The sequence below is a fragment of the Diaphorobacter sp. HDW4A genome (assembly GCF_011305995.1).
GTDB lineage: Bacteria > Pseudomonadota > Gammaproteobacteria > Burkholderiales > Burkholderiaceae_C > Diaphorobacter_A.
On sequence record NZ_CP049910.1, the window covers coordinates 3,335,518 to 3,361,331 of the forward strand.

General features: G+C 63.6%; 21 protein-coding genes. 10 read left to right on the top strand and 11 right to left on the bottom strand.

Going from position 1 to position 25,814, the window contains the following annotated elements:
* Positions 1-274: 274 nt before the first annotated feature.
* The 3 genes from G7047_RS15200 (at position 275) to G7047_RS15210 (ending at position 3,281) form a co-directional block, all read left to right on the top strand.
* Positions 275-1,096 (top strand): pyruvate, water dikinase regulatory protein, encoded by an 822-nt coding sequence (locus G7047_RS15200; protein ID WP_166312087.1) that lies wholly within the window; start codon positions 275-277, stop codon positions 1,094-1,096.
* A 93-nt stretch (positions 1,097-1,189) separates the two neighbouring features.
* Complete coding sequence (gene bchE / locus G7047_RS15205) at positions 1,190-2,749, top strand: magnesium-protoporphyrin IX monomethyl ester anaerobic oxidative cyclase (protein WP_166307014.1); 1,560 nt, start codon at positions 1,190-1,192, stop codon at positions 2,747-2,749.
* Between the two features lie 163 nt (positions 2,750-2,912).
* Positions 2,913-3,281 carry a carboxymuconolactone decarboxylase family protein gene (locus G7047_RS15210; RefSeq protein ID WP_166307016.1) on the top strand — a complete coding sequence of 123 codons (369 nt, stop codon included), beginning with the start codon at positions 2,913-2,915 and terminating at the stop codon, positions 3,279-3,281.
* 16 nt (positions 3,282-3,297) lie between these two features.
* On the opposite strand, the gene G7047_RS15215 is transcribed toward G7047_RS15210, so the two are convergent.
* On the bottom strand, positions 3,298-4,281 hold the full coding sequence (locus G7047_RS15215; RefSeq protein ID WP_166307018.1) for a LysR family transcriptional regulator: 984 nt from the start codon (positions 4,279-4,281) through the stop codon (positions 3,298-3,300).
* A gap of 147 nt (positions 4,282-4,428) precedes the next feature.
* On the opposite strand from G7047_RS15215, the gene G7047_RS15220 reads away from it, so the two are divergent.
* The gene (locus G7047_RS15220) at positions 4,429-4,707 is read left to right on the top strand and encodes a DUF2798 domain-containing protein (RefSeq protein ID WP_166307020.1); all 279 of its coding nucleotides are present in this window, start codon (positions 4,429-4,431) and stop codon (positions 4,705-4,707) included.
* Positions 4,708-4,779: 72 nt separating this feature from the next.
* Positions 4,780-5,628 (top strand): DUF4261 domain-containing protein, encoded by an 849-nt coding sequence (locus G7047_RS15225; RefSeq protein ID WP_166307022.1) that lies wholly within the window; start codon positions 4,780-4,782, stop codon positions 5,626-5,628.
* A 22-nt stretch (positions 5,629-5,650) separates the two neighbouring features.
* Here the strand turns inward: G7047_RS15225 and G7047_RS15230 are convergent, their stop codons facing one another.
* From G7047_RS15230 to ahpC, 7 genes are all read right to left on the bottom strand, one after another.
* Positions 5,651-6,448 (bottom strand): heme ABC transporter ATP-binding protein, encoded by a 798-nt coding sequence (locus G7047_RS15230; protein ID WP_166307024.1) that lies wholly within the window; start codon positions 6,446-6,448, stop codon positions 5,651-5,653.
* Positions 6,445-7,554: an iron ABC transporter permease gene (locus tag G7047_RS15235; RefSeq protein WP_166307026.1), complete on the bottom strand. Its 1,110-nt coding sequence runs from the start codon at positions 7,552-7,554 to the stop codon at positions 6,445-6,447. The genes G7047_RS15230 and G7047_RS15235 overlap by 4 nt, the downstream gene beginning before the upstream one ends.
* Positions 7,555-7,587: 33 nt before the next feature.
* Entirely contained in the window at positions 7,588-8,412 is an 825-nt protein-coding gene (locus G7047_RS15240; protein WP_166312088.1) for a hemin ABC transporter substrate-binding protein, read from the bottom strand.
* A gap of 56 nt (positions 8,413-8,468) precedes the next feature.
* Entirely contained in the window at positions 8,469-9,575 is a 1,107-nt protein-coding gene (locus G7047_RS15245; protein ID WP_166307028.1) for a hemin-degrading factor, read from the bottom strand.
* 60 nt (positions 9,576-9,635) lie between these two features.
* A complete protein-coding gene (locus G7047_RS15250; protein ID WP_166307030.1) occupies positions 9,636-11,921 on the bottom strand; it encodes a TonB-dependent hemoglobin/transferrin/lactoferrin family receptor in 2,286 nt (761 codons plus the stop codon).
* 316 nt (positions 11,922-12,237) lie between these two features.
* Positions 12,238-13,797: an alkyl hydroperoxide reductase subunit F gene (ahpF, locus tag G7047_RS15255; RefSeq protein ID WP_166307032.1), complete on the bottom strand. Its 1,560-nt coding sequence runs from the start codon at positions 13,795-13,797 to the stop codon at positions 12,238-12,240.
* Positions 13,798-13,907: 110 nt separating this feature from the next.
* A complete protein-coding gene (gene ahpC, locus G7047_RS15260) occupies positions 13,908-14,471 on the bottom strand; it encodes an alkyl hydroperoxide reductase subunit C (protein WP_166069746.1) in 564 nt (187 codons plus the stop codon).
* Between the two features lie 372 nt (positions 14,472-14,843).
* Here ahpC and bfr point away from each other — a divergent pair, with 372 nt between their 5' ends.
* Positions 14,844-15,320, top strand: coding sequence for a bacterioferritin (gene bfr, locus G7047_RS15265; RefSeq protein WP_166307034.1), 477 nt, complete (start codon positions 14,844-14,846; stop codon positions 15,318-15,320).
* A gap of 274 nt (positions 15,321-15,594) precedes the next feature.
* Here the strand turns inward: bfr and G7047_RS15270 are convergent, their stop codons facing one another.
* The 3 genes from G7047_RS15270 to ppc all read right to left on the bottom strand — a co-directional run bounded on the left by G7047_RS15270 (position 15,595) and on the right by ppc (position 21,242).
* On the bottom strand, positions 15,595-16,080 hold the full coding sequence (locus G7047_RS15270; RefSeq protein ID WP_166307036.1) for a GNAT family N-acetyltransferase: 486 nt from the start codon (positions 16,078-16,080) through the stop codon (positions 15,595-15,597).
* 62 nt (positions 16,081-16,142) lie between these two features.
* Positions 16,143-18,341 (bottom strand): YccS family putative transporter, encoded by a 2,199-nt coding sequence (yccS, locus tag G7047_RS15275; RefSeq protein WP_166307038.1) that lies wholly within the window; start codon positions 18,339-18,341, stop codon positions 16,143-16,145.
* A 51-nt stretch (positions 18,342-18,392) separates the two neighbouring features.
* Positions 18,393-21,242: a phosphoenolpyruvate carboxylase gene (ppc, locus tag G7047_RS15280; protein WP_166307040.1), complete on the bottom strand. Its 2,850-nt coding sequence runs from the start codon at positions 21,240-21,242 to the stop codon at positions 18,393-18,395.
* A gap of 163 nt (positions 21,243-21,405) precedes the next feature.
* On the opposite strand from ppc, the gene hemC reads away from it, so the two are divergent.
* From hemC to G7047_RS15300, 4 genes are read left to right on the top strand one after another with little or no spacing between them, the layout of a single operon-like run.
* Positions 21,406-22,347 (top strand): hydroxymethylbilane synthase, encoded by a 942-nt coding sequence (hemC, locus tag G7047_RS15285; RefSeq protein WP_166307042.1) that lies wholly within the window; start codon positions 21,406-21,408, stop codon positions 22,345-22,347.
* Between the two features lie 7 nt (positions 22,348-22,354).
* Entirely contained in the window at positions 22,355-23,140 is a 786-nt protein-coding gene (locus G7047_RS15290) for a uroporphyrinogen-III synthase (RefSeq protein ID WP_166307044.1), read from the top strand.
* A complete protein-coding gene (locus tag G7047_RS15295) occupies positions 23,137-24,315 on the top strand; it encodes a uroporphyrinogen-III C-methyltransferase (RefSeq protein ID WP_166307046.1) in 1,179 nt (392 codons plus the stop codon). Before G7047_RS15290 ends, G7047_RS15295 begins: the two co-directional genes overlap by 4 nt.
* 41 nt (positions 24,316-24,356) lie before the next feature.
* On the top strand, positions 24,357-25,634 hold the full coding sequence (locus tag G7047_RS15300; RefSeq protein ID WP_166307049.1) for a heme biosynthesis HemY N-terminal domain-containing protein: 1,278 nt from the start codon (positions 24,357-24,359) through the stop codon (positions 25,632-25,634).
* The last annotated feature ends 180 nt before the right edge of the window (positions 25,635-25,814 follow it).

The window sequence follows — 25,814 nt, forward strand, 5'->3', positions numbered from 1 at the left end:
CGGTGCTGGCCTGCTGCGCTCGAACTCAACCATGTCGGCTCAATGGCCGGAATTGAGCGCGCAATGCCAAATCCCACGTCGCCGGGCGAAGTGCTTTGATGTTCTGGTTGTAGACCGCCAATGAACAACATGGGAAGGAAATTGGGAATAATGGGCGCCATTGTAGGGCTCGATTGATCGCAGTGCGCAAAGTGATCGAACCCAGCCCGACTGCCAAGGCAGGTTTTGTGTGTGACTTTCCGGATACTGAAATATGAGCATTTCCCCGCGTGCAATGCATACCCACACGATTTTCGTGATCTCCGACGGCACCGGCATTACCGCCGAGACCTTCGGCACTGCCATCATGGCCCAGTTCGAGACCAAGCCCCGGCTGGTGCGCATCCCGTTCGTGGATTCCATCGACAAGTGCCATCAGGCCATCCGTCAGGTCAACCATGTGGCCGAGGTAGAGCACAAGAAGCCCATCGTCTTCACCACGCTGGTGAACCAGGAAATGCTCGATCTGATCGAGACCCAGTGCCACGCCAAGGTGTTCGACATGTTCGGCACCTTTGTGCGCCCGCTGGAAATTGAGCTCGGCCAGAAGTCGCTGCACCGCGTGGGCCGCTTCGCCGACATCAGCGAGAGCAAGGAATATCTGGAACGCATGGAGGCGATCAACTACACGCTCGCCCACGACGACGGTCAGACCCACCACGACCTGACCGGCGCGGACGTGATCCTCGTCGGTGTGAGCCGCAGCGGCAAAACGCCGACCAGCCTCTATCTGGCGATGCAGTTCGGTCTCAAGGTCGCGAACTACCCGCTGATCCCCGAAGATTTCGATCGCAAACAATTGCCCCCGGCGCTCGAACCGTACCGCAAGAAGCTGTTCGGCCTGACCATCGACCCGCAGCGCCTCTCCAGCATCCGCAACGAGCGTCGCCCAGATTCGAAATACGCAAGTCTCGCCAACTGCCGCTACGAGGTGTCCGAGGCCGAGGCGATGATGCGCCGCTCGAGCATCGGCTGGCTCTCGAGCACCACCAAGTCGATTGAAGAGATCGCGACGACGATCCTGCAGGAAGTGCTGCCGCAACACCTCGGCCATTGACGCGGGGCGGAGTTCACGCTCCGCTCACACAGACCTCAAACTTGCGGCACAGCCTCTGCCTAGCATGGCGGCAACCCATCACAGGAAGCCGCCATGAAGATCGTTCTGATCAACCCGCCCCACACCGCCATCGGCAGCCGCATGCCGAAGGAACACCTGCCGCCGCTCGGCCTGCTGAGCATCGGTGGGCCGCTGATCGACGCGGGGTTCGAGGTGGCGTTGATCGATGCGGAATTCGGGCCGATGCCGCTGGCCAGCATCGTTGATCAGGTGATGGGCCATGCGGCGGATGTGGTGATGCTCGGCCACTCCGGTTCCAGCTCGGCCCATGCCACGGTGGTCGAGCTCTGCGTGCTGCTCAAGCAGCGACAGCCCGCGCTCACCATCATTTACGGCGGCGTGCACCCCACCTATCTGTGGGACGAGATTCTGCGGGACTGCGCGCCCATCGACTTCATCGTGCGCGGCGAAGGTGAGCAAACGGCGCTGAGCCTGATGCAAGCGCTCGCGGGCATTGACGAAGTGGATCTGCACGCCCTGCCCGGCATCGCCTTCCGGGATGACGGCATCCCCGTCGCCACGGCCGATGCGCCGATGATCCGCCGCCTCGACGACTATCGCGTGGGCTGGGAACTCATCGACCATAGCCGTTATTCCTACTGGGGCGGCAAGCGCGCCGTGGTGGCGCAATTCTCGCGCGGCTGCCCACATCTGTGCAGCTACTGCGGCCAGCGCGGTTTCTGGACGCAGTGGCGGCACCGCGACCCGGTGCTGTTCGCCAAGGAGCTCGCCCGGCTGCACCGCGAGCACGGCGTCGAGCTGATCAACTTCGCCGACGAGTTGCCCACCGGCTCGCGCGCCATGTGGAAGGCCTTTCTTGAAGCGCTGATCGCCGAGGATGTGCCGCTGCTGCTGGTCGGCTCGACCCGCGCGGGCGACATCGTGCGCGACCACGACATTCTTCATCTCTACAAGAAGGCCGGTGTAATCCGATTTCTGCTGGGCATCGAAAGCTACAGCGACGCCACGCTCGCGAGCATCCGCAAGGGCGCGACGACCAGCGAAGACCAACAGGCCATCACCCTTCTGCGCGAGCACGGCATGCTGTCGATGGCGACCTACGTGGTGGGTTTCAGCGAGGAAGGTGACGCGGACTTCTGGCGCTCGTTCCGGCATCTGGTGCGCTACGACGCGGACCAGATCCAGCTGCTCTACGCCACGCCGCACCGCTGGACGCCGTTCTACGCTGAGGTCGAAGACCGCGAGGTCCTGCAGACCGACACCCGCCGCTGGGACTACAAGCACCAGGTCCTCGCCAACCCACGCGTGCCCGCCTGGCGCGTGTTCATCTGGTTCAAGCTCATCGAAGTAATCGTGCAACTGCGTCCGCGCGTGCTCGCCCGCACCCTGCTGCACCCAGCCCCCGAATACCGCCACGCCATGCGCTGGTACACCCGCATCGGCAGGCGCGTCTGGTTCCACGAGGTCTGGGAATTCCTGACCCGAACGCGCCATGACCACAGTGGCACGACCCTGCGCACATTCGCGGGTGCCGACCTTGCCGAACGCGAATATGCGTTGGCCCGCCGCACGCCGATGGCGCCGCGCAAGGTGCAGTGGATCACCATTGACAATTTCATGAGAACTCCTTGAGTGATCTGGATGAAAGGCCAGCCGTCCGGCCGCAGCAACACATGAGCGGATGGATTGCAGGGCTTTGATTTCAATATTTAAATTAATATTATATTTTTTTGTATATTATTGCAATCAGCTTTCGAGCATCGTCTTCTTCGTTTCACTCTCAGGGAGTTTTCATATGACAGCAAGCACCAGCTACCAGCGACTCACCCGCGACATCAGCAGCAGCATCACCGCTCTGCACAAAGGCGTTCCCGGCGTGATGAAAGGCTTTGGCGACATGGCCAAGGCCGCCATCGCCGATGGGGCGCTCGACGCCAAGACCAAGGAGCTGATCGCCCTCTCCATCGGCGTGGCCAACCGCTGCGACGGCTGCATCGGCTTTCACACCAAGGCCCTCGTGCGCTTGGGCGCCACACAGGCGGAGCTTGACGAGGCGCTCGGCGTGGCCGTGTACATGGGCGGCGGTCCGTCGCTGATGTATGCGGCCAACGCGATTGCGGCGTTCAAAGAATTCGCGGAAAGCACCGCACCGGCTGCCGTCTGAGCACGGCCCGGCCCGCCTACTGCGAACGCTGCATGCCGGGCTGCTGCGGCAGCACCTCGACCAGATAGTCGACCAGCGCACGCACCTTGGACGGTACATATTTTCGGTCGCGAAAACAGGCAAAGAAATCGAGCGGCTGCGGATCGAACTGCAACTGCCCCTTGCGTGCGGGCTTGAGGTGGATGGGCACGAGCTGTCCCTCCTGCACGTAGCGCTCGGCAATCGGCAGCGGCGAACTGCCCGGATTCTGCAGATATCGCTGGGTGATGAAGCTGCCAGCCCAGACGATGCCGCCGCCCGCGCGCGCGTATTCGACCAGCGAGTCGATGTCGGTCGCCACTGCGCCGATGCGCAACTGCGGCTCGACCGGCTTGCCATCGCGCGAGAACGGCCAGCGCATGAAGCGCCCGTCGCTGCCGCGCCGGTAGACGAGGCAGGCGTGCTGCAGCAGCTCCTCCGCCGTCTGCGGCGTGCCGTGCTCGCGCAGATACGCGGGCGAGGCGTGAAGCACGCGCGGCACTGCCACCAGCAGCCGCACCGACATCCCGGGCTCGAGCGCGTCGCGATACCGCACGCTCACATCCACATCCTCCTTGAGCACGTCAACATTGCGGTCGGTGATCAGCAGTTCCAGCTCCAGCCGAGGATGCTTTGCCGCAAACGCAGGCAGCAGCGGCGCGAGCACATGGCGGCCGAACGCCGTCATGCAGGCGATGCGCAAGCGGCCCTGCAGCTCGCCATGGATCAGCGACAGGTCGGACTGCGCGCGCTCCAGCTCGTCGAGCACCGGAGCCACGCGCGCCAGATAGCGCTCGCCCGCCTCGGTCAGCGCCATCGAACGCGTGGTGCGCGTAATCAACCGCGTGCCCAACTCCTTCTCGAGCCGCGCAATGTTCTGGCTCGCCGCCGCCGGCGAAATCCCGAGCTGGCGCGCGGCTGAGGCAATGCTGCCGCCTTCCAGCGCTTTGACGAAGGTTTCGATGGCTCTGAGATTCGGCATAAGGAGCAACGACTATAACAAGCTATTCGTAAGTTTTGCTTACGGGTCTGTCAAGCTCAGCAGGTCTACCGCCCCGCCCGCATCGTGTTTACAGTTCAGAGCTGTTCCATTTCCATCCGATTCGCCGCCTTGCCCGCGAACCTTTTCATGCCTCCATCCAATACTGCAAACACCTCCCCTACCCGCCCCGCCAGCCGCAAGATCCATCGCAAGTACACCCAGTTCGTCTTCGCCCTCTACATGGCCGCAATCATGGCCTTGCTGATGTGCGCCGTCATCGTCGGCGTGAACTCCGGCCTCGGCAACGGCTACCTGCAGCGCGTGCTGCAGACTTATCTGCTCGCCATGCCCGTGGCCTTCTTCTGCGTGCTCGGCGTGCGTCCAGTCGTGATGAAGCTGGTGGCGGCGACGGTCGATCTGGGCTGATCGCCTGCCTGTACACGGGGCTTGAAGAGTGTCGTGTTAGCCTGTCGACCCCCTGCTCTGGAGACGCCTTTCATGACCGAAGAACTGACCGAGACATCTCCCCGCAATCCGCCCGACATGTGGCAGTTCGAGGCACTCTACGCCGCCCCACCACAGCTCGATGGTGAAACACTGCGCGCGGCCTTGGAAGAATATCTCGGCGAGGTTCAACTGATCTCGAGGGGCTCGGACGGCAAAGCGCTCATGTTCGCGCTGCTCGACTATTGCGTGGACTACAGCGACAAGAAGTCCATGCCCAGCCAGATCGCGATCCTGCATGCCGACAAGCCTCTGGATACCGCCGAATATGCCGAAGCGATCCAGCAAACCTGGGACTGGCCCGAGAAGGAAGAAGCCATCGCGCAAAGCACGCACTGCGTGTTGGTGACCGAGTTCATGGGCCGCGGATTGGAGGTCGAAGATCGCCTCGAAATCCTCCAGGCGATCATGCATGTGATCATCGAAAACGGCGGCGTCACCGCCATCAGCCAGTCCAACGCCCGCTGCCTGCTCAACCCCGAGACCTACGTCCAGAATCACGCGGACGGCTACGCGTACTACGGCGTGCTCAACGTGCGCTTCTTCAACATCAGCAACCATGAAGGCGACATGCTGATGGACAGCGTGGGCGCAAGCGTTTTCGGCGTCCCCGATCTGCAATGCCATTTTCGCCAGCTCGATCCGTCGGAGGTCTCGCGCTTCGTCTTCAACTCCGCCGTCTATCTGATCCAGAACGGCGACGTGATCGAAGACGGCCACACGCTGGCCGGCATCGAGAAAGGCAGCAAATGGCGCTGCCAGCACGAGGACGCGCTGGTGGCGCCGGAGCGGCTGGTGCTGGACGCGAACCCCGGCGCGCCCTACGCAGTGGGCAATCGCTAGGGCCTGACTTCAACGCGACGCACTACATCGCCCCGCTGAACAGAAACTGCGGCAAGCCGTCGCTCGCTGCCACCTGCGTGCAGTGCACGCCCCACACTTGGTGGATGCGCCCGGGCACCAGCACCTCGTGCACCGGCCCGCCCACGCATTCGCCATGGCCGAGGATCAGCACCTCGTGCGCGTAACGCACGGCGAGATTCACGTCGTGCACCACCGCGACCACGCCCATGCCCTGCTCCTCGGCAAGACTGCGCAGCAGCGCCATGCTGTGATGCTGGTGGGCGAGGTCAAGCGCGGCAGTCGGCTCGTCGAGCAGCATCCAGCGCGCGGCGGCGTCCTGCGGCGGCTCCCACACCTGTGCAAGCGCGCGTGCGAGATGCGTGCGGGCGCGTTCGCCGCCCGAGAGCGTGTTGATGCTGCGATGCGCGAGATGATCCACCCCGGTGCGCCGCATGGCGCTGCGCACGACGCCCGCCTCGTCCGTGCTGGGGCGCTGGCGATGCGGATAGCGCCCCAGCTCCACCACTTCGAGCGCCGTGAAATCAAAGGCCACGCTGCAGTCCTGCGGCATCACGGCGCGCCGCAAAGCGATCTGCTCGGGCGCGTGGCGGGCCACGGGTCGGCCGTCAAGCATCACCTCGCCCGACTGCGGTGCGCGCTCGCCGATCAGCGTGGCCAGCAGTGTCGACTTGCCTGCCCCGTTGGGGCCGAGAATCGCGGTGAAGCGCCCCGGTTGAAGTTGCGCATTCACCGTCGCCAGACGTGGCCCGCGTGCGATGCCCACGCCCAGCGCGCAGCATTCGATCAAGCCCCTCGTCATACCTTGCTCCTGAACTGCCTGAGCATCAACAAAAACAGCGGCACACCGATAAATGCGGTGAGCACGCCAAGCGGTAACTCGGCCGGTTTGACGATGGTGCGCGCGACCGCATCGGCCAACACGACGAGCGTCGCGCCGAGCAGTGCCGAGCCTGGCAACACGACGCGGTGATCGGGCCCGGCCACCATGCGCACCCAGTGCGGCGCGATCAGGCCGATGAAACCGATGACGCCGGTCGTCGCCGTCACCGCGCCCACTGCCAGCGCGGTGATCAACACGGCTAGCCGCTTGGTGCGCTCCACGCGAATACCCAGCAACTGCGCCTGCGCCTCGCCGAGTGCGATGGCATTGAGCGGCTGCGCCAGACGCTGTGCGGCCACGAGGCTCACACCCACCGCCGCGCACACCAGCACCACCGCAGACCAGCGCGATGCGCCAAGGCTGCCGAGCAGCCACATCTGCAGATTGCGCAACTGCTCGTCGCTGGAGATGAAGCTCAAGAATCCCAGCCCCGCACCCGCAAGCGCATTGACCGCAATGCCCGCGAGCAGCATCACGCCGATGCGTGTGCCACCCTGCACCTGGCCCAGCGCATAGACCAGCATCGTCACCAGCAGCCCGCCACCGAAGGCCATGCATACCAGCGGCCAGCTGCCGAGCGTGCGCGGCAGTTCCGGAAACCAGGCGCTGCCCATCACGATGGTGATGCCAGCCGCGAGCGCGGCTCCGCTGCTCACGCCGATCAAACCGGGATCGGCCAGCGGATTGCGGAACAACCCCTGCAGCAGCGCGCCCGCCACACCGAGCCCCGCACCCGCCGCCACACCCATCAGCAGGCGCGGCAGACGGATGTTGAAGAACACCAGATGATCGGCCGCAGGCGGCACATTGCCGAACATGCCCGACCACAGCAGCGTCAAAAGCCGCTCGCCAGAGATGCCGTACGCGCCGCTCGCGCTGCCCACCACCACGACGACAAGCAGCAGCACCGCGCCCAGCATCAGCGTGGCGCGGCGCGTGAGGCGGCCGTTCGGCAACCGCATGCGGCGTGGATGCCATGACGGCAACGGTGCCAGCGCAGGCCGTGCGGAATTCACATCATTCATTGAACTCGACATGTCGTGAAAGAACGTTACAGCTCAGGCCAGCAACGCCTGCATGCGCTCATGCGCGGTCTTCACCGCGCTTGGAAAGCGTGGGCCAAAGCCAAGCAGAAAATTGGCCTCGATACTCACCAGCGCCTTGCGTGCAAACGCAGGCGTGAGCGCGAGTTCGGGCCGCTTCCAAAATGCTGCCTCACCGCCCAGCGCCTCGATGCCCTGCGTGGTGTTGATGATCACATCGGGCGCCGCGCTTGCCATGGCTTCGGCGGTGAGCGCGCGATAGCCCTGAAACTCGCTGACCGCATTGACGCCACCCGCATAGCGGATCAACGCATCCGCGCCCGTGTCCCGCCCCGCCACCTGAGGCGCCCCGCCGTGCGACAGGATGAAAAGCGCGCGCGGCTTGCGCTTGGTTTGCGCGACCGTGGCCTGCACACTCGCCCATTCGACATTCAGGCGATCCATCAGCGCCTTGGCATCGGCCTCGCGCCCCGTCTCGCGGCCCACGAGCTGCACCTTGGTCTGCACCTCGCTCCAGTCATGCTGCACCGGCGACAGCGCCACGCGCACGCCGGCCTGACGGATCTGGTCGAGTACGACGGCGGGCCCGGCCTCCTGCGTGCCAATCACCACATCCGGCTTGAGCGACAACACGCCTTCCGCCGACAACTGGCGCATATAGCCCACCTTGGGCGTGCGCGTGGCCGCCTCGGGAAACAGGCTCGTCGTGTCGGAAGCCACCAACTGGTCCTGCGCATTCAGCAGATAGACGATCTCGGTCAGCGAGCCACTCAACGAGATCAGGCGCCCTCCAGTCCTCCCTTTGTTTTGGGCCCACGCACCCGGCACGGCCATCGCCATGCCCGCAGCGCCCAGCCATTGCAGGCTTTGCCTGCGCGAAAGATTGCGCGCGGCGCTCACGCAGCCACCTCTTCGCGCTGGCCCGCGCGCGGCAGCTGTGCGACCAAATCGCGCCAGCCCTCAAGTTCATGCATGCCCGGCTTGCGTTCGCCAAAGAACATGGCCATCAGATCACCACTCTGGTCGAACACCTCCACCGACGTGACGATGCCATCCGCCGTGGGCTTGCGCACCAGCCAGGTCGCGCCGATCAGGTCGGTGCGCAGATGCAGGTTGAAGCCCTTGTCGAGTACATTGATCCAGCGCGCACCGCTGGCGGTATCCAGTGGCCGGATGTTGCTCACCGGCCCCGTGTGGATCTGGATGCAGCCCGGGTTCGGCACGAACACCATGATCGAGACGCCGCTGCCCGCCGCATCGTTCAAAAGCCGCGTCACGCTGTCCTCGGCCAGTGCCTCGGTGAAGGCACCCTGCGTCAATCGCAGCGCCTGCTGACGCTCCGCGCCAAAGCGGCGCAGCATCTCGAAGAACTCGTGCGTGTCCTTCATCGCGGCCCACGCATCGCGCAGGCCGCTCACGTCGATGTCGGCATCGGGCGGCACGGGCTTGCGCGGCTTGGGTGCATCGAACGCCACGTTGTCATCGGCTCCGCTCGCAAAGCGTTCAATCAGCGCATCCCATGCCTGCATGTCAGTGGCCTCACGCGCATAGATCTTGTGCACGGCCACGCCATGATGGTCGTAGAACTGCAGGCTGCGCATTGCGGGCTTGTCGGCCTTGGCCGCGCTTTCTGTCACCGCAAAACCGGCCCGCCAGTGCATGAAGAACAGGCGAAGATCGATCTCGCGCGACAGCGCAATGCCGATGGGACCGGTGGCGGAGAGCTGCTGGTAGACGCCGTCCTTTTCATGCACCGTGGACTCGTTGCGCGTGAGCGCCATCACCGTTCCGCAGGCTTCGAGCGCCTTGAGAATCTCCAGCCATTCGCCACGCAATGCGGTGGCCTTGAGCGGCTCGGTGTGCTCGCCCTGGTGGGCGGCGACCACAGCGCCCTCGGGCAATTGCAGCGCCTCGGCGGCGTCCTTGGCGCGCAGGCCTTGCACGCGCTTTTCGGCAAACTGCTGGCGGATGCGGGCGGCGTTGGATTGGAGTGTCTCGTTCATCGTGATGGTTCCTCGATTGCGCGATGCGCGTTAGAAAAAAAGCTCGCGTGAAAAGCTGGCTCAGAAGTCTTTGACCATGGAGACGCGCACATGGCGTCCCGGCTGGCTGTAGGCGTCGCCGATGGTGGAAGTGGCGGTGAGATTGCGCACATCGGACCAGCGCCAGTACTTCTTGTCGGTGAGGTTGTAGATACCCACGTTCAGGCGCAGATCAGGCTGAATGCGCCACTGAGCGGAGAGATCCAGTACCGTAGCCGACGGGCTCAGCCAGGCCTTGTCGCCCGCCGTGGTGTCCTTGGCCTTCTTGCCCGACCAGTGCGATGCCGACAGGCGCACACCAAACTCCTTGCGCTCATAGCGCACGCCCAGCACCAGTTGCTGCGGCGAGATGGTGTCGAGCGCCTTGTGGGTGTTCAGGTCCTTGCCATCGGTGTAGCCGTAGGCCGCGTTGGTGATCAACTGACCGCCTGCAATGCGGCCCCAGTCGTATTCACCCTTGACCTCGAAGCCGCTGATGCGCACGCGGTCGAGGTTGACCGACTGGAACGTCGCCCAGTTGTTCGGATTACCGTACTCGCCCGATATCTGCACCTGGTCCTGGATGAAGTCCTTGTAGCGTCCGGTGAACGCGGCTGCATCGAGGCGCAGGCCGTTCACGCGGCCACGCAAGCCAAGCTCGAAGGTCTGGCTCTTCTCGGGCTTGAGATCGGGGTTGGGAATGCTGCGGTAGAAGGCCAGCGGGTTCTCGAAGAACGCATTTACCTGACCCGCATTCGGCGCGCGGAAACCGGCGGCGTAGTTGCCGTAGACGCTCCAGTCGTCGCTGGCCTGGAACAACACGCCGAGCTTGGGCGAGATTGCCGAATCGGAGTTGTCCGCAACCTTGGGCGCGAAGCCGTTCTGGCTCGCGTCGAGCTTGTAATGCTCGGCGCGCAGACCCGGCGTGATGCTCCATGCGCCAAAGTGCAGATCGGCCTGCGCGAAGACGGCGGTCGAGGTCTCGGTCGTGTCCGGAAAGCGCTTGAGCGGGAAGCTCTCGCCCGCCGGTGGCGTGATGCCGTTCTGCTCGTTCGTCACCTTGTTGCGCGAGTAGTCCACGCCGTAGGTGATCTTGGCATCGGCATTCGCACCAAAGCGCAGCAGCTTGCCCGCCTGCGCATGCAGCTGCAGCGCGCCCTCGTCATAGGTCACATCTCGCTCGCGATAGGCCAGCGGTGCAGTGCGCACCTCGTTCACCCATTCGCGCGAATCGGACTTCTGGTAGCTCGCCATCAGTTGCAGCTCGTCGGCCACGGCCGTGTCGAGCTTCAGCCAGCGCCCCTGCCAAGTCGCGCGCCAGCGATCCATGTCGGTGGTCGAGCGCGAATCAGTGACCGTGGCGCTGCGCGCAGACAGCAGGTTGTAATCGGCGCTCTTGTCTACCTGTTCTAGCGTGAACACGTGCTTCTGCACGGCCGAAGGCGTGTAGACCAGGCGGCCCAGCAGCGACTGGCTCTTGTTCGATTCGGGATTGGTCGTGGTGCGCGTGGCGCCGACAACATCGCGATCACCCATGTTCTCGAGCGCATGACCACGACCCAGTCCGGCCGAGATCAACCAGCTCCATTCCGGATTCAAACGGCCCGCGAGCGTAGCGCCGAGGCGCTTGCCGTTGTCCGACCCGTCATAGCTCGCGCTCACGCGCCCGCCGATGGTCTTGCCGTTCTGGAGCAAATCATCGGGCTGCACGGTGATGAAGTTCACCAGCCCGCCCATGCCGTCTGACCCATACAGTGCAGGTGTCGAGCCGCGCAGGATTTCCACGCGCTCGATCAGCCCGAGGTCGAGGTAATCGCGCCCGAACGCATTGGCCGAAAACGCATAGCTGCGCGGCAGCCGCACGCCGTCGACCAGCATCAGCACGCGATTGCCTTCGAGGCCGCGAATGTTGAAGCCGCTGTTCTGATCGCGCCCCGTCGAGCCACTCGCCAGCGAGAACCGCGCGGGCGTGCGCGGCACGGTCACGTTGGGGATATCGGCCGTGAGTTCACGGATGTCGGTGATCTGCGCCTCTTCCATCTGGCGCGCGTTGATCACGTCGACCGACATCGGCAGCAGATCCGGGTCCTGCTCATCGCGCGATGCACTGATGACCACTTCCTTCAGCGCGGGCGTGCCACCGCCCTTGCGCGCAGTCGTTTGACCGGCCGCAGCAACTTGCTGCACGGTGGCAGCGCCCTGCTCTTCTTCGGGTGTAGCGGCATGCGCAGAGACGGAAGCCAGTCCCGCACACTGAAGCGCGCAGGCGAAGGCCAAGGGATGGAGCGCGCAGCGCGCGTGAAAATGCGAAGTGATGGCGGAAGCCATGCCAGAAGCCCTCTTGTTCAGTTCGTATGAATGAAAAGCTGGCTTCTGAGGTACGTTTGCGTAGCGCCTGTGGCTCTACCGATGTGTACGTATTTGCTGGCTGTGTGGCGTGATTATATGAGAATTATTCTCATCCACAAGCCGACCAAGCGACTATCTTGTCAAAGAAACGCTTGACGACGATTTCAAGCTCTCCCATTCCGAATGGAGCGCTGCGTGATTGCCAATTCTTGACCCACCCGGAACCGTAGCGCAAAAAAAAAGGAGCTGCCAAAGCAGCTCCTTTGTCATTCGGCACGAGGCCGAAAGTGGCGACTCAATGACGGATCAGATGATCGAACGCCGACAGCGCAGCCGTGGCACCGGCACCCGCAGCGATGATGATCTGCTTGTAGGGCACGTTCGTGCAGTCACCCGCGGCGAACACGCCCGGTACATTGGTGTGGCCCTTGGCGTCGATGATGATCTCGCCGAACTTGGTGAGATCGACCGTGCCCTTGAGCCAGTCGGTATTGGGCAGCAAGCCGATCTGCACGAAGATGCCTTCGAGCTCGACGGTGCGGATCTCGTCGTTCGTGCGGTCCTTGTAGGTGATACCGGTGACCTTGTTGCCGTCACCATTCACCTCGGTTGTCTGGGCGTTGAGGATCACGGTCACGTTCGGCAGGCTGGCGAGCTTCTTCTGCAGCACGCCGTCGGCCTTGAGTTCAGACGCGAACTCGAGCACCGTCACGTGGGACACAATACCGGCCAGATCGATCGCAGCCTCGATACCCGAGTTGCCGCCGCCGATCACCGCGACGCGCTTGCCCTTGAACAGCGGGCCGTCGCAATGCGGGCAGTAGGTCACGCCCTTGGTGCGGTATTGCTCTTCGCCGGGCACATTCATGTTTCTCCAGCGTGCACCGGTCGAGAGGATCACGGTCTTGCTCTTGAGCGTGGCACCGTTCTCGAGTTCAATTTCGACCTGTCCACCTTCGGTGGCGGCAGGCTTCAGGGCCTTGGCACGTTGCAGGTTCATCACTTCAACGTCGTAGTCCGCCACGTGTTGCTCCAGCGCAATAGCAAACTTGGGGCCTTCGGTCTTGCTGACCGAGATGTAGTTCTCGATGTCCACGGTGTCCAGCACCTGGCCACCGAAACGCTCGGCCGCCACACCGGTGCGAATGCCCTTGCGCGCCGCATACACGGCAGCGGCTGCTCCAGCAGGGCCCCCGCCGACGACGAGCACGTCGAACGGGTCCATGGCGTTGAGCTTGGCTGCTACGCGGGCATGGGCGCCGCTGTCGACCTTGGCGACAATCTCGGCCAGCTCCATGCGGCCCTGACCGAAGTTCTTGCCGTTCAGAAACACCGTGGGAACACCCATGATCTGGCGGTCCTTGATCTCTTCCTGGAACACCGAACCATCAATGGCGGTGTGCGTGATGCGTGGGTTCAGCACGCTCATCAGGTTGAGCGCCTGCACCACGTCCGGGCAGTTGTGGCAGGAGAGCGAGTAGTAGGTCTCGAAGTGGAATTCGCCTTTGAGGTTCTTCACTTGTTCCAGCAGATCGGCCGCTTCCTTGGATGGATGGCCACCCACTTGCAGCAACGCCAGAACCAGCGATGTGAATTCATGACCCAGCGGCACACCGGCGAAACGCACGCCAGTATCGATGCCGGGGTTGGTGATCAGGAAAGACGGCTTGCGCGTGTTGGCCAAGTCATTCTTTTCGACCACAGTGATCTTGTCTGAAAGCGCTTTGATCTCGTTGAGAAGTTCGCGCACTTCCTTGGCGGTGGCGCTATCGTCCAGCGTAGCCACCAGCTCCACCGGACGCTGCAGGCGTTCCAGATACGCTTTCAATTGGGTTTGGAGAGTGGTGTCGAGCATGGAGATTCCTCTTGATTGTCTAATTTTTGGAAAAAAAAAAGCCCGGGCGCCAGGCACCCGGGCGTCTTCAACAACAATTCAACTGTGTTGATTCAAGCAGCGAGCGCTGCTTAGATCTTGCCAACCAGGTCGAGCGATGGAGCCAGAGTCTTGGCGCCTTCTTCCCACTTGGCTGGGCAGACTTCACCTGGGTGCGAAGCCACGTACTGAGCAGCCTTGATCTTGCGCATCATTTCTTCTGCGTTACGGCCAATGCCTTCGGCAGTGATTTCAACGGACTGGATCACGCCTTGTGGGTCGATGATGTAAGTGCCGCGATTGGCCAGACCTTGGTCAGCGCGCAGAACTTCGAAATTGTTGGAGATTTCCCAAGTTGGGTCGCCAACCATCGTGTACTGGATCTTGCGGATGGTGTCCGAAGCATCGTGCCAAGCCTTGTGCACGAAGTGGGTGTCGGTGGACACGGAGAACACTTCAACGCCCAGCTTCTGCAGTTCAGCGTAGTGGTCAGCCACATCGCCCAGTTCGGTAGGGCACACGAAGGTGAAGTCGGCAGGGTAGAAGAAGAACACAGCCCACTTGCCCAGCACGTCCTTTTCAGTGATGTCGATGAACTTACCGTTCTTGTAAGCGCTAGCCTTGAATGGCTTGATGGTGGTGTTGATCACGGACATTTGTCGTTTCCTTTGGTTGATTGATTGGCTAAGAACAGACTGAAGTTTAGGCCCATGCAGCGGATTAATCCAATTAATTGACTCGATGACTTCGATTTATGAAATCTATCAATTTTCACCCTTCGATGGTCAAAACCCAATGATGCAAAGTCTGCCTCATCGAAGCACTTGCAGTCGGCTGAAGGGATTTTCAAGCATCCACGAAGAAAACCTTGGGGCTGTCTTCGGAAAGTCAAGAAAATCGAACAGTTCGTCCACGCTTGCGAACGCAACTCAACATCACACGCAGCCATACCGCATGTGAGTGGGCATTGTCTTGCATCAGCAAGATAGCTTGGTGACAATGCGCCCATTGAACAGAAGGAGAAAGCCATGCAAGGCGACCCACAAGTGATTGCGCATCTGCAAGCGCAACTGAAGAACGAACTCACCGCTATCAACCAGTACTTCTTGCACTACCGCATGCTCAAGCACTGGGGCTTCGACAAGCTGGCGAAGAAGGAATACGAAGAGTCCATCGGCGAAATGAAGCATGCCGACAAGATCATGGACCGCATCTTCATGCTCGACGGCCTGCCCAATCTGCAGGATTTGGCCAAGCTGCAGGTCGGCGAAGACGTGCCGGAAATTCTGGAATGCGACCTGCGCAGCGAACGCGGCGCACAGGCCACGATCAAGGATGGCATCGCCCACTGCGAAACCGTGCGCGACTATGTTTCGCGTGATCTGCTTCAGGAGATTCTGGAAGATACCGAAGAGCACATTGATTTTCTCGAAACGCAGATCGAGCTGGTCAACAAGGTAGGTGTCCAAAACTACCTGCAGTCCCAAATGAGCGAATCGGACTGATACTGTTTTTTTCCTTCGAAACGCCGACTTTTTGGTCGGCGTTTTTGTTTTTTGTTTTGTTTTTTGCGAAGCCTTTGGCTTCGATTAGTTGGTCGGTTGGAGACGGCAATACAGCCCTTGATCCTTCGTTGCGCCTCCTTGCCGTACGAGAGTACTGTCTGCGTCGGCGACGCCTCGTCTCAAGGGCTGTCTTGCCGTTTGGGTGGGAGTTCCAACGCCCTGCGCGCTTCGTCGGCCCGCTGCTGGAAGTCCGCTGAACTCCAATCCTGCTGGTTCAGTTGGGTTCGATGTCCTTGCTGTAGACGATGAACCCCAGATGCGATGCAACCTTGTCGTACAAGGTGCGGCCTGCGGTGTTGGCGGTGTGCGTCTGCCAGTACACGCGGCTTGCGCCGGCGAGTTGGGCTTGTTCGTAGACGTGGTGGATCAGCGCCCTGCCCACGCCCTTGCCGCGCAGCTTGGGTTCGGTGAACAGGTCCTGCAGGTAGCAGACCGGCTCGATGCGAGTGGTGCTGCGGTGGTAGAGGTAGTGCACGAGACCGACCACGCGACCATCGATTTCCGCGACTGCGGCGAAGACGGGTTCGATGGGGTTGAACAGGCGTGACCAGAGCACGCGGGTGACCTCATCCGGCAGGGCGGTCGCGCCTTCGCGGCCGTAGAAGGCGTTGTAGCCCTTCCAGAGCGGGAGCCAGGCGTCGTGGTCCTGCTGGGTCATGGCGCGGACGTTGACGAGGGAATGTGTCGCAGAGGTGGTCATGTGTGGATCGCGTTGGTCGATGGAACGAAGCGACACTTTACGCACAAACCACCGCGTGCCAGCTACTTTTTCGCAACCCTTGCCAACTCTCCCGCCACATGGCGTAGCGGTGCGATCTGGCGGCAGATGAGGGCCAGTTGGTTGAGCAGCGCGCGCAGCGATTCCGGGGTCGATTCAGCGTGTTCTTCCAGGGCGTTGGCCGCCGCGTCGCAAGTGGCTGAATCCGGCAGGCCGGGCTCGAACTGGCCTTGTGCGCGCAGGGCCGTGGCGATGGCGTGGAACTCCTTCACGGCCATCTCGCCCGAGGACATCAGCAAGCCGTCCTGCGCCGCGCCTTCGAGCTTGCCGCGATGCGCGCCGAGAGCCGAGATGTAGTTGAGCAGCGTGTGCGAGAGCACCAGTATGCGCTGGCCCCAGAGCACGTTGCGGCGCGCCCAGTGCGGCTCCTGCATGAGCTGATGCAGCGCGCGCGAGAGTGCTGCATCGGCGTCGTGCGCATTGCGGCGGGCGACGCGGTAGTCGAGGTCGTCGTCCTTGCCATCGGTGTACTGCGAGAGGATTTCGCGCAGATAGGCGGCGCTTGCGGCCACTGCATTGGCGGCGACGGCGTTCATGCGGCGGCCCTGCCAGTCGGGCAGCACCAGCAGCATGGCGATGGCCGAGATCACGCCGCCGATCAGCGTGTCGATCAGGCGTGGCGCGATCAGCTCGTAGGCCGCGCCGGTGGTCTGGTTGAAGCACATCAGCACCATCAGCGTGATGGCCGCCGTACCGATCACATAGCGCTGGGTGCGCGTGATGAAGAACACCACGCCCGCGCACACTGCGATCAGCGCCTGCATGGCAAGACCCGGAAACAGCTTGAGCAACGCCCAACCGACGAGCAGCCCCAGCGCCGTGCCCGCGATGCGCTCGACCACGCGGGTGATGGTCGCGCCGTACGTCGCCTGACAGACGAACAGCGTGGTCAGCAAAATCCAGTGGCCGTGCTTCGGATCAGTGAGCTGCATGGCCACGCAACCGGCGGCGAGCGCGGCCGACAGGCGCACCGCATGGCGCAGCAGCGGCGAGTTCAGATGCAGCTGTTTGGCGATGCGCGCCCATGCATCGGCAAAGCTGCGCGCCGAGGCATCGAACAACGTCACGTCGCCGAGCAGCGCGGTGTTGAGCGGGCCGGTGGCGAGCGTGAGCTGCGCATCCAGCGTGGTGAGATTGCGCGACAGCGCGCGCAGTGAGCGCAGCGGCCTGATCCACTGCGTGCGGCCCTGCTGCTCGAGATACGCAATCGCGTCCTCAAGATCGACAATGGCATGCGCCACCTCAACGCCGCGCCGGAACGGCTTGCGCGCACGCAACGCCTCGGCCAGGCGCGCGCAGGTCACGCCCTGCAGACCCAGCACGCGCTGGCAGCGGAACAACACGTCGCTGTGGAACAGTTCGTCGGCCCAGTCGTTGTAGTGATAGTGCGAGGAACTCACGCGCTCGTGGATGTCCTGCGCAATAAAGTACAGGTTCAGGAAATGCAGCAGCTCGCCATGCGGTATCTTGCCTACCTGCATGCGGCTGAGCAGGCGCTCCTTCATCACGTTGAGCACCGCCACCACGCGACCATTCGCCTGCGCAAGGCCGATGCGCCGCTGCTGCACATCGAGGCCGCGCACCGGCTCGAACAGGCTGGCCTTGAGCTGCATGTAGTCGCTGAGTTCCGCATAGAGCTGCGCCAGCCCCATGCGCAGTGGCCGCAGCGCAAACGCCATCTTCCAGAGCACCGAGAGCAGGCCATACCAGGCCGCACCGATCAGCAGAAGCACAGGCACAAGATGCGGAATCGTCTGCTGCGACGCGCCCACGCTCATCGCCGTGTAGAGCGCAAGAATCACCGACGCGGTGGAGACCGCGCGATACCGCTCGCCCACCGCGCCGAGCATGGTGAATGCGAACGCGACGCCGCACAGCGCGAGTGCAAACAGCGTGGGCGAATGGACGACCGTCTCGATGCTGAACGACACCAGCGCAAAGCCCGCCAGCGTGATCAGCAGCGTGCGCAGTCGGCCGCGCCAGTTGTCGTCTGTCTCGGCAAGTGCGCTGGCGATCACGCCAAGGAACAGCGGCACCAGCCACGGCATGTGGCCCGTACTCCAGCACCACCCCATCGCGCCGCCAAGCGCCACCAGCACACGCAGTGCGTAGAGCGACGCTTCCTGTCCGCGCAGCCGATACAGCCAGCCACGCTGCGCAAAATCTCGTCCCGACAACTGCATGATCACCCTACTGAACTCACTCCAACAAACAGCTGCGGACGATGCTGTGGATCAGCCGGTATTGCGCAGCGCCGCTGCGATGCCGTTGATGGAAATCTGGATACCCGTTTTCACGCGATCATCGACCTGACCCAGACGCCAGCGGCGAATCAACTCGACCTGCAAGTGATGCAGCGGATCGATGTACGGGAAGCGGTGGCGAATCGAACGCGCAAGGGCTGAATTGTGCGCCAATCGCTGCTTGTCGCCGGTGATGCGCACCAGCGCGTCGGACGTGCGATGCCACTCGGCCTCAATCGATCCGAACACCTTCTTGCGCAGACGCGCGTCGGCCACCAGTTCGCTATAGCGCGAGGCCAGCTGCATGTCGCTCTTGGCCAGCACCATGTCCATGTTGGAGAGCAGCGTGCGAAAGAACGGCCATTGGCGGTACATCTTCTGCAGCAGCGCGAGCTGGGCCTTGGGATCTTTACCCGGTGCCTTGATGAAGTCTTCCACGGCCGAGCCGAAACCGAACCAGCCCGGCAGCGTCAGGCGGCACTGCCCCCAGCTGAAGCCCCAGGGAATCGCGCGCAGATCCTCGATCTTCTGATTGGCCTTGCGCGATGCGGGGCGCGAGCCGATGTTGAGCTCGGCGATCTCGCGGATCGGCGTGGCGCTGAAAAAATAGTCGGTGAACCCCGGCGTCTCGTAGACCAGCGCGCGGTAGGCGCCCATGCTGGCCTTGGAAAGCTCTTCGGCGGTCTCGAGAAACGCCTTGGTCGCGGGCTTGGTCGGCTGCAGCAGCGTGGCTTCAAGCGTCGCAGCGACCAGAGTTTCCAGATTGCGTCGGCCGATTTCCGGATTCGCATATTTGGAGGCGATCACCTCCCCCTGCTCCGTCAGGCGGATCTGTCCGCGCACGGTGCCCGGTGGCTGCGCCAGAATGGCCTGGTAGCTCGGGCCACCGCCGCGCCCCACCGTGCCGCCACGGCCGTGGAACATGCGCAGCTGGATCGGCGCACCGGCCTGCTTGGCGTTGAGTTCATCAAACAGCGTCACCAGCGCGTTCTCGGCGCGGTACAGTTCCCAGTTGCTGGTGAAGATGCCGCCGTCCTTGTTGCTGTCGCTGTAGCCGAGCATGATGTCCTGCTCCGCGCCGCTCGCGCGCACCAGCGCCGCATAGCCCGGCAGCTCGTAGAGCTCGCGCATGATGGGCGCGGCATTGCGCAGGTCCTCGATGGTCTCGAACAGCGGCACGACGATGAGATCGGCGCGGCCGTTCTGGTCGAGCGTGCCGTGCATCAGCCCGACTTCCTTTTGCAACAGCAGCACCTCGAGCATGTCGCTCACGGTCTCGGTGTGGCTGATGATGTAGTGGCGGATCGCCTCGGTGCCGTAGAGCTCGCGCATCTTGAGCGCGGCCTCGAAGATCGCGATCTCGCCGGCCGTGTGCTCGGAATACTCCGCGCCCATCACGCGCAGCGGGCGCGCATCGGCCAGCAGCAGCATTAGCAGCTTGCGGCGTTCGCTCTCGGGCAGCGACGAATACTCCGGTGTGATGCGGGCCTTGGCGAGCAGCTCGGCAACCACGCGCTCGTGCTGGTCGGAACTCTGGCGCAAATCGACCGTCGCCAGATGAAAGCCGAACACCTCCACCGCGCGGATCAGCGGACGCAGACGCTGCTGCGCCATCGCCGAGGCCTTGTGCGACAACAGCGACGACTCGATCACACGCAGGTCGGCCAAGAATTCCTGTGCGCTCACATAAGCGTTCTGCGGCGCGACGGCGTGGCGGGCCGCATCGCCGCCGGTCAGGTCCTTGAGCGTGGCGGCCAAGCGCGCGTAGATGCCGGTGAGCGCGCGGCGATACGGCTCGTCCGCGCGGTGCTCGCTGGTGTCGGGCGAGCGGTCGGCCAGCGCCAGCATCTCGGGCGAGACCTGCACCAGATTGGCCGACAGCGACAGCTCGCGGCCGAGGTTGTGCACCTCGGTCAGGTGGTGGCGCAGGGCAACTTCGGACTGGCGCTTCAGGGCCAGCTCTAGCGTGGCAGCGCTCACGTTCGGATTGCCGTCGCGGTCGCCGCCGATCCACTGGCCCATGCGCAGAAAGCTCGCCACATGCTGGTTGCCCAGCTCGCGCTCGAGCTCCGCATACAGGCGCGGGATCTCATGCAGGAAGGTGTATTCGTAGTACGAGAGCGCGTTCTCGATCTCGTCGGCCACGGTGAGCTTGGAGTAGCGCAACAAACGCGTTTGCCAGAGCTGGGCGACGCGCGCACGCAGGTGCGATTCGTTCTCGGCCAGCTCGCGCGGGGTGATCGGGTCCTTGGCGCTGTTGTAGAGCTGTGCGCGCATGAGGATGTCGTCACGCTCGGTCAGCAGATCGGCAATCTCGCGCTCGGAATCCAGAATGCTCTTGCGCTGCACCTCGGTCGGGTGGGCGGTGAGCACCGGTGCCACATAGCTTTTGGCAAGCGACTGCGCCACGGCGCGCGGCGCAATGCCGGCCCAGCGCAGGCGCGCGAGCGCCACTTCGATGCTTCCCTCCTGCGCACTGCCCGCGCGCTCGTGTACGGCGCGACGGCGAATGTGGTGGCGGTCTTCGGCCAGATTGGCCAGATGGCTGAAATAGGTGAACGCGCGGATCACGCTCACCGTCTGGTCGCCAGTCAGGCCCTTGAGCAGCTTCTTGAGCGCCTTGTCCGCCTCCTGATCGGCATCGCGGCGAAACGCCACGGAGAGCTTGCGGATCTGCTCGACCAGGTCGTAGGCGGCAACGCCTTCCTGCTCGCGGATCGCGTCGCCCAGAATGCGGCCGAGCAGACGGATATCCTGAATAAGCGGAAGATCCTTGTCGGTCTTGCGGGCCGTAGGAGCGTTGGTGGGGGCGTCGGATTTGCGGGCGGCGGTCGCGGACATGCGGAAAGTCACTCCTGAACTTTGGGACAATGAAGGCGGCATAGACACAGATCAAACCGCCTTCGCCCGAATGGGTACGGAGCGGCTGTAACCTGCTGCAACGCAACATGCTAGCATCCTGCAGCAGTGTTGAAGGACGCAGAAGCGCCAATAACATAAAGTCATGAAAATAAATTCATCGCAGCCCACTCCGTTCGTCATCGCAACCCGCGAAAGCCGCCTCGCCCTCTGGCAGGCCGAGCATGTCAAGGCCCTGCTCGAATCGGGCGGCCATGCCACAAATCTGCTGGGCATGACCACCAAGGGCGACCAGATCCTCGACCGCACGCTCTCCAAGGTTGGCGGCAAGGGCTTGTTCGTGAAAGAACTGGAACTCGCGCTGGAAGAAGGCCGCGCCGATCTGGCCGTGCATTCGCTCAAGGACGTGCCGATGGAGCTGCCCGCAGGCTTTGAACTCGCCTGCGTGATGGAGCGCGAAGATCCGCGCGACGCCTTCGTCTCCCCCCAATATGCAACGCTCGCCGATCTGCCCCAGGGCGCGGTGGTCGGCACCTCCAGCCTGCGCCGCCAAGCCCTACTGCAAGCGCTGCGCCCCGATCTCCAAATCGAGCCTCTGCGTGGCAACCTCGACACCCGCCTGCGCAAGCTCGACGAAGGTCAGTACGCGGCCATCGTTCTCGCTGCGGCTGGGCTCAAGCGGCTCGGCATGGAATCGCGCATCCGCCAAATCTTCGAGCCCGAAGAAATGCTGCCATCCGCCGGCCAAGGCGCGCTCGGCATCGAAATCCGCAATGGCCGCGACGACCTCAAGCAGGCCCTTGCCCCCCTCGCCCATCAGCAGACCTGGTTGACCGTGACCGCCGAGCGCGCCGTGAGCCGCGCCATGGGCGGCAGTTGCTCGGTGCCTCTGGCCGCGCATGGCCGCTGGACGGGCAATACCCTGCGCCTCGATGCCGCCTGGGGCGATGTGGACAGCAAGCAGGCACTGATCCGCGCCAGCACCGAGTCGAGCCAGATCACCGACCTCGCATCCGCCGACGCGCTCGGCGTGGCCGTGGCCGACAAGCTCAAGGCAGCGGGCGCCAAGGTCAGCACGGCTTCCTGAAGCAGCCATGACACGCGTTCTGATCACCCGCCCATCGCCCGAAGCCGAGCGGTGGGTGGAGCAGTTGCGGGCGCAGCACATTGATGCCGAGGCCCTGCCACTGCTGTCCATCACCGCCGTGCGCGATCCGCAATTGCAGGCCGAACTCTCCACGGCCCGTGCCCGGCTGAAAAACTTTCATGCGCTGATGTTCGTCAGCGGCAACGCGGCAGCCGAGTTCCTGGCCGATGGCGTGCAACTCGCAAACGCTACAAACTTGCCCCGCTTCTGGTCCCCCGGCCCCGGCACGGCGCGCGCGCTGGTGCAGGCGGGTGTGGCCGCATCGCTGATCGACGGCCCGGCGGCGGAATCGAGCCAGTTCGATTCGGAGAGCCTGTGGCTCGCCGTCGCCCCGCAGATCGGCCCCGGCAAGCGGGTGCTGATCGTGCGCGGAGCCAACTCCCCGCTGACCAAGGGCGGCAACGGCCGCGACTGGCTAGCCGCGCAGATTGCGGCTGCCGGAGGCGAGACGGAATTCGTCGCGGCCTACGAAAGAACGGGCTCGCGGCTCGACTCCAGCGCCAAAGACCTTGCTCGGCGTGCGGCGTCGGACGGTACAGTGTGGTTTTTCAGCAGTTCCGAAGCCATCCAGAATCTGATGCGGGAAATGCCACAAACCAGCTGGGACAAGGCTTGCGCGCTGGTCACGCACCCGCGCATCGCCGAAGCAGCGCGCGCCGTAGGGTTTGGCCACGTAAGTGAGTGCCGCCCTACACTGCAGGACGTGACGGCCTCTATAAAATCAACGGTATGAGCCTCGAGCCCCAACACACCATCCACGAAGACACACCGGACGCGCCGGGCGCGGTGCCCCGGGCGTCGGTCCCTGCGCCAGCCCCGGCTCCAGCTCCCGCCGCCGCGTATGCAGCGCCGGCTCCCCCAGTTGCTGCCGTCCACGCAGCTGCTGCGGGCGGGTCGCGCCTGCTGGTCACCATCGTGGGCGCGGTCGCCATCGCCGGTCTCGCGAGCAGCTTCATGCTGTGGCAGAAGCTCTCCAACATCCAGGAACAGCTCGCCCGCCAGACCGCCGACTCCGGCGCGCAGGCCATCGAGGCCCGCACCATGGCCCGCGAGGCCTCAGACGTGGCGCGCGACACCTCGGCCCGCCTCACCGTGGCCGAATCCCGAGTAAGCGAGGTCGCCCTGCAGCGCACCCAGCTCGAGGAGCTGATGCAAAGCCTCTCGCGTTCGCGCGACGAGAATCTGGTGGTCGACATCGAATCCGGCCTGCGCCTGGCGCTGCAGCAGTCGCAGCTCACAGGTAGCCTCGAGCCCGTGGTCGCCGCGCTCAAGAGCGCCGACCAGCGCATCGAACGCGCCGCGCAGCCGCGCCTCGCCCCGGTGCAACGCGCCATCGCGCATGACATCGACCGCATCGGCAAGTCCGCCGTGACCGACACCTCGGGCCTGCTCGGCCGCGTGGACGATCTCACGCGCCAGGTCGACGAGATCCCGCTGCTCAACGCCGTGGTGCAGGCCTCGACCATGCGCCAGCGCAACGCCAATTCGCGCAACGCCGCCGAAGCAGCCGCCCCCCCGCCCGACGCCGACGAGCCGCGCTGGAAAACCGTGCTCAACACCACCTGGGAAGCCATTGCCGCCGAAGCCCGTGGCCTTGTGCGCGTGAGCCGCATCGATCAGCCTGATGCCGTGCTGATCGCGCCCCAGCAAGCGTATTTCCTGCGCGAGAACCTCAAGCTCTCGCTGATGAACGCGCGCTTGGGCATCCTCTCGCGCCGCCTTGACTCCGCACGTTTGGACCTCGCCAACGCCAAGACCGCGCTGGTCAAGTATTTCGAACCCGATTCGCGCTACACGCGCCGCGCCATCGAAACCATCTCGGAGCTGCAGAACAACATGCAGGGCATGGAGCTGCCGCGCCTAGACGAAACCTTTGCGGCGCTGACCACCGCTGCGGCGGGCCGATGATGACGACGACGAAGATGACGATGAACGGAAGGCCCTGATCGATGCGCGCAGCTCTCTGGCTACTGGCCCTGTTTGGCGTCGCCGTGGCGGTTGCCCTGTTCGCAGGCAACAACCAGGGCACGGTGACCCTGTTCTGGCCCCCCTACCGTGTGGATCTGTCCCTCAACGCGGTGCTGCTGATTTTGTTCAGCGCTTTTGCGATTGTGTACGGCGCTCTGCGCGGCACCGCCGCCCTGCTGCGCCTGCCGCGCCGCGCACGCCGCTGGCGTCTGCAGCAAAAGGAACGTGCAATGCACGCCTCGCTGCTCGACGCCATGTCGCAACTGCTAGCCGGTCGATTCCTGCGTGCGCGCAAGGCGGCAGAGACCTCCATCGCTCAGGAAAACGATCTGTCGCAATCCCTTCCGATCCCGCACGGCAAGCAACTGCGCACGCTAGCCCACATCGTCGCCGCCGAAAGCTCGCACGCGCTGCAGGACCGCACCACGCGCGAGACGCATCTGCAGCAGGCGCTTGACGCCATTCCGCCCAATGCCTCCACCTCCGAGCAGGAACTGCGTGAAGGCGCACAGCTGCGCGCAGCCCGCTGGTCGCTCGACGAGCGTGACGCCAACGCCGCACTTGATCGCATGTCCACCCTGTCCGCCGGTGCCGCACGTCGCACACTGGCCCTGCGCGCCAAGCTCAAAGCCTCGCGCATGGCACATCTCACCGGTGAAGCACTCGACACTGCACGCCTGCTCGGCAAGCACCGCGCTTTTTCACCCGCCGCCGCCGAGAGCATCGTGCGCAGCCTCGCCATCGAACTGATCAACGACGCCCACGATCCCACCCAGTTGCAGAGCGCCTGGATGTCGCTGGACCCGAGCGAACGCGCCATGCCCGAGCTGTCGATCCACGCCGCCCAGCGCTTGTCCCAGCTCGACGGCGACCCGGCGCAGGTGCGCCACTGGCTGCTGCCGGTATGGGAACGCATGGTCGACCCGAACCAGTCGCTCTCGCAACATCAGGCATTCAAACTGATCGAAGTGCTCGAAGCCAACCTGAGCGGCATCGACGCCACCTGGCTCGCCCGCATAGAAAGCGCGCAACAGGCCGACCCGCGTGATGCACGTCTGCAGTATCTGTCAGCGGTGGCTTGTCTGCATCGAGAGTTGTGGGGGAAGGCGCAGCAGCTGTTCACTCAGGCTGCGCCTAAGTTGGCTGACAAGAAATTGCGGGGGAGTGCCTGGCGATTCTTGGCTGAACTCGCCGAGCATCGTAATGATGAGGAGGCGGCTGCTCAGGCTTGGAAGCAGGCGGCTATTGCTGTCCTGTGATTTTTGCTTCTGCTGAGCGGTTGACGACAGAGGCCGGGACTGCCCCCGGCGGGCAGTAACTTTTTGGTCTTGCCCAAAAAGTCACCAAAAATGCGCTTTGAAGTCATGCGGCAAAACTCTCTTCGCGACTGCGTCGCTCCGTTCAAACAGCTTGCCGCAGAAGTGGCCTGAAGAGGTATT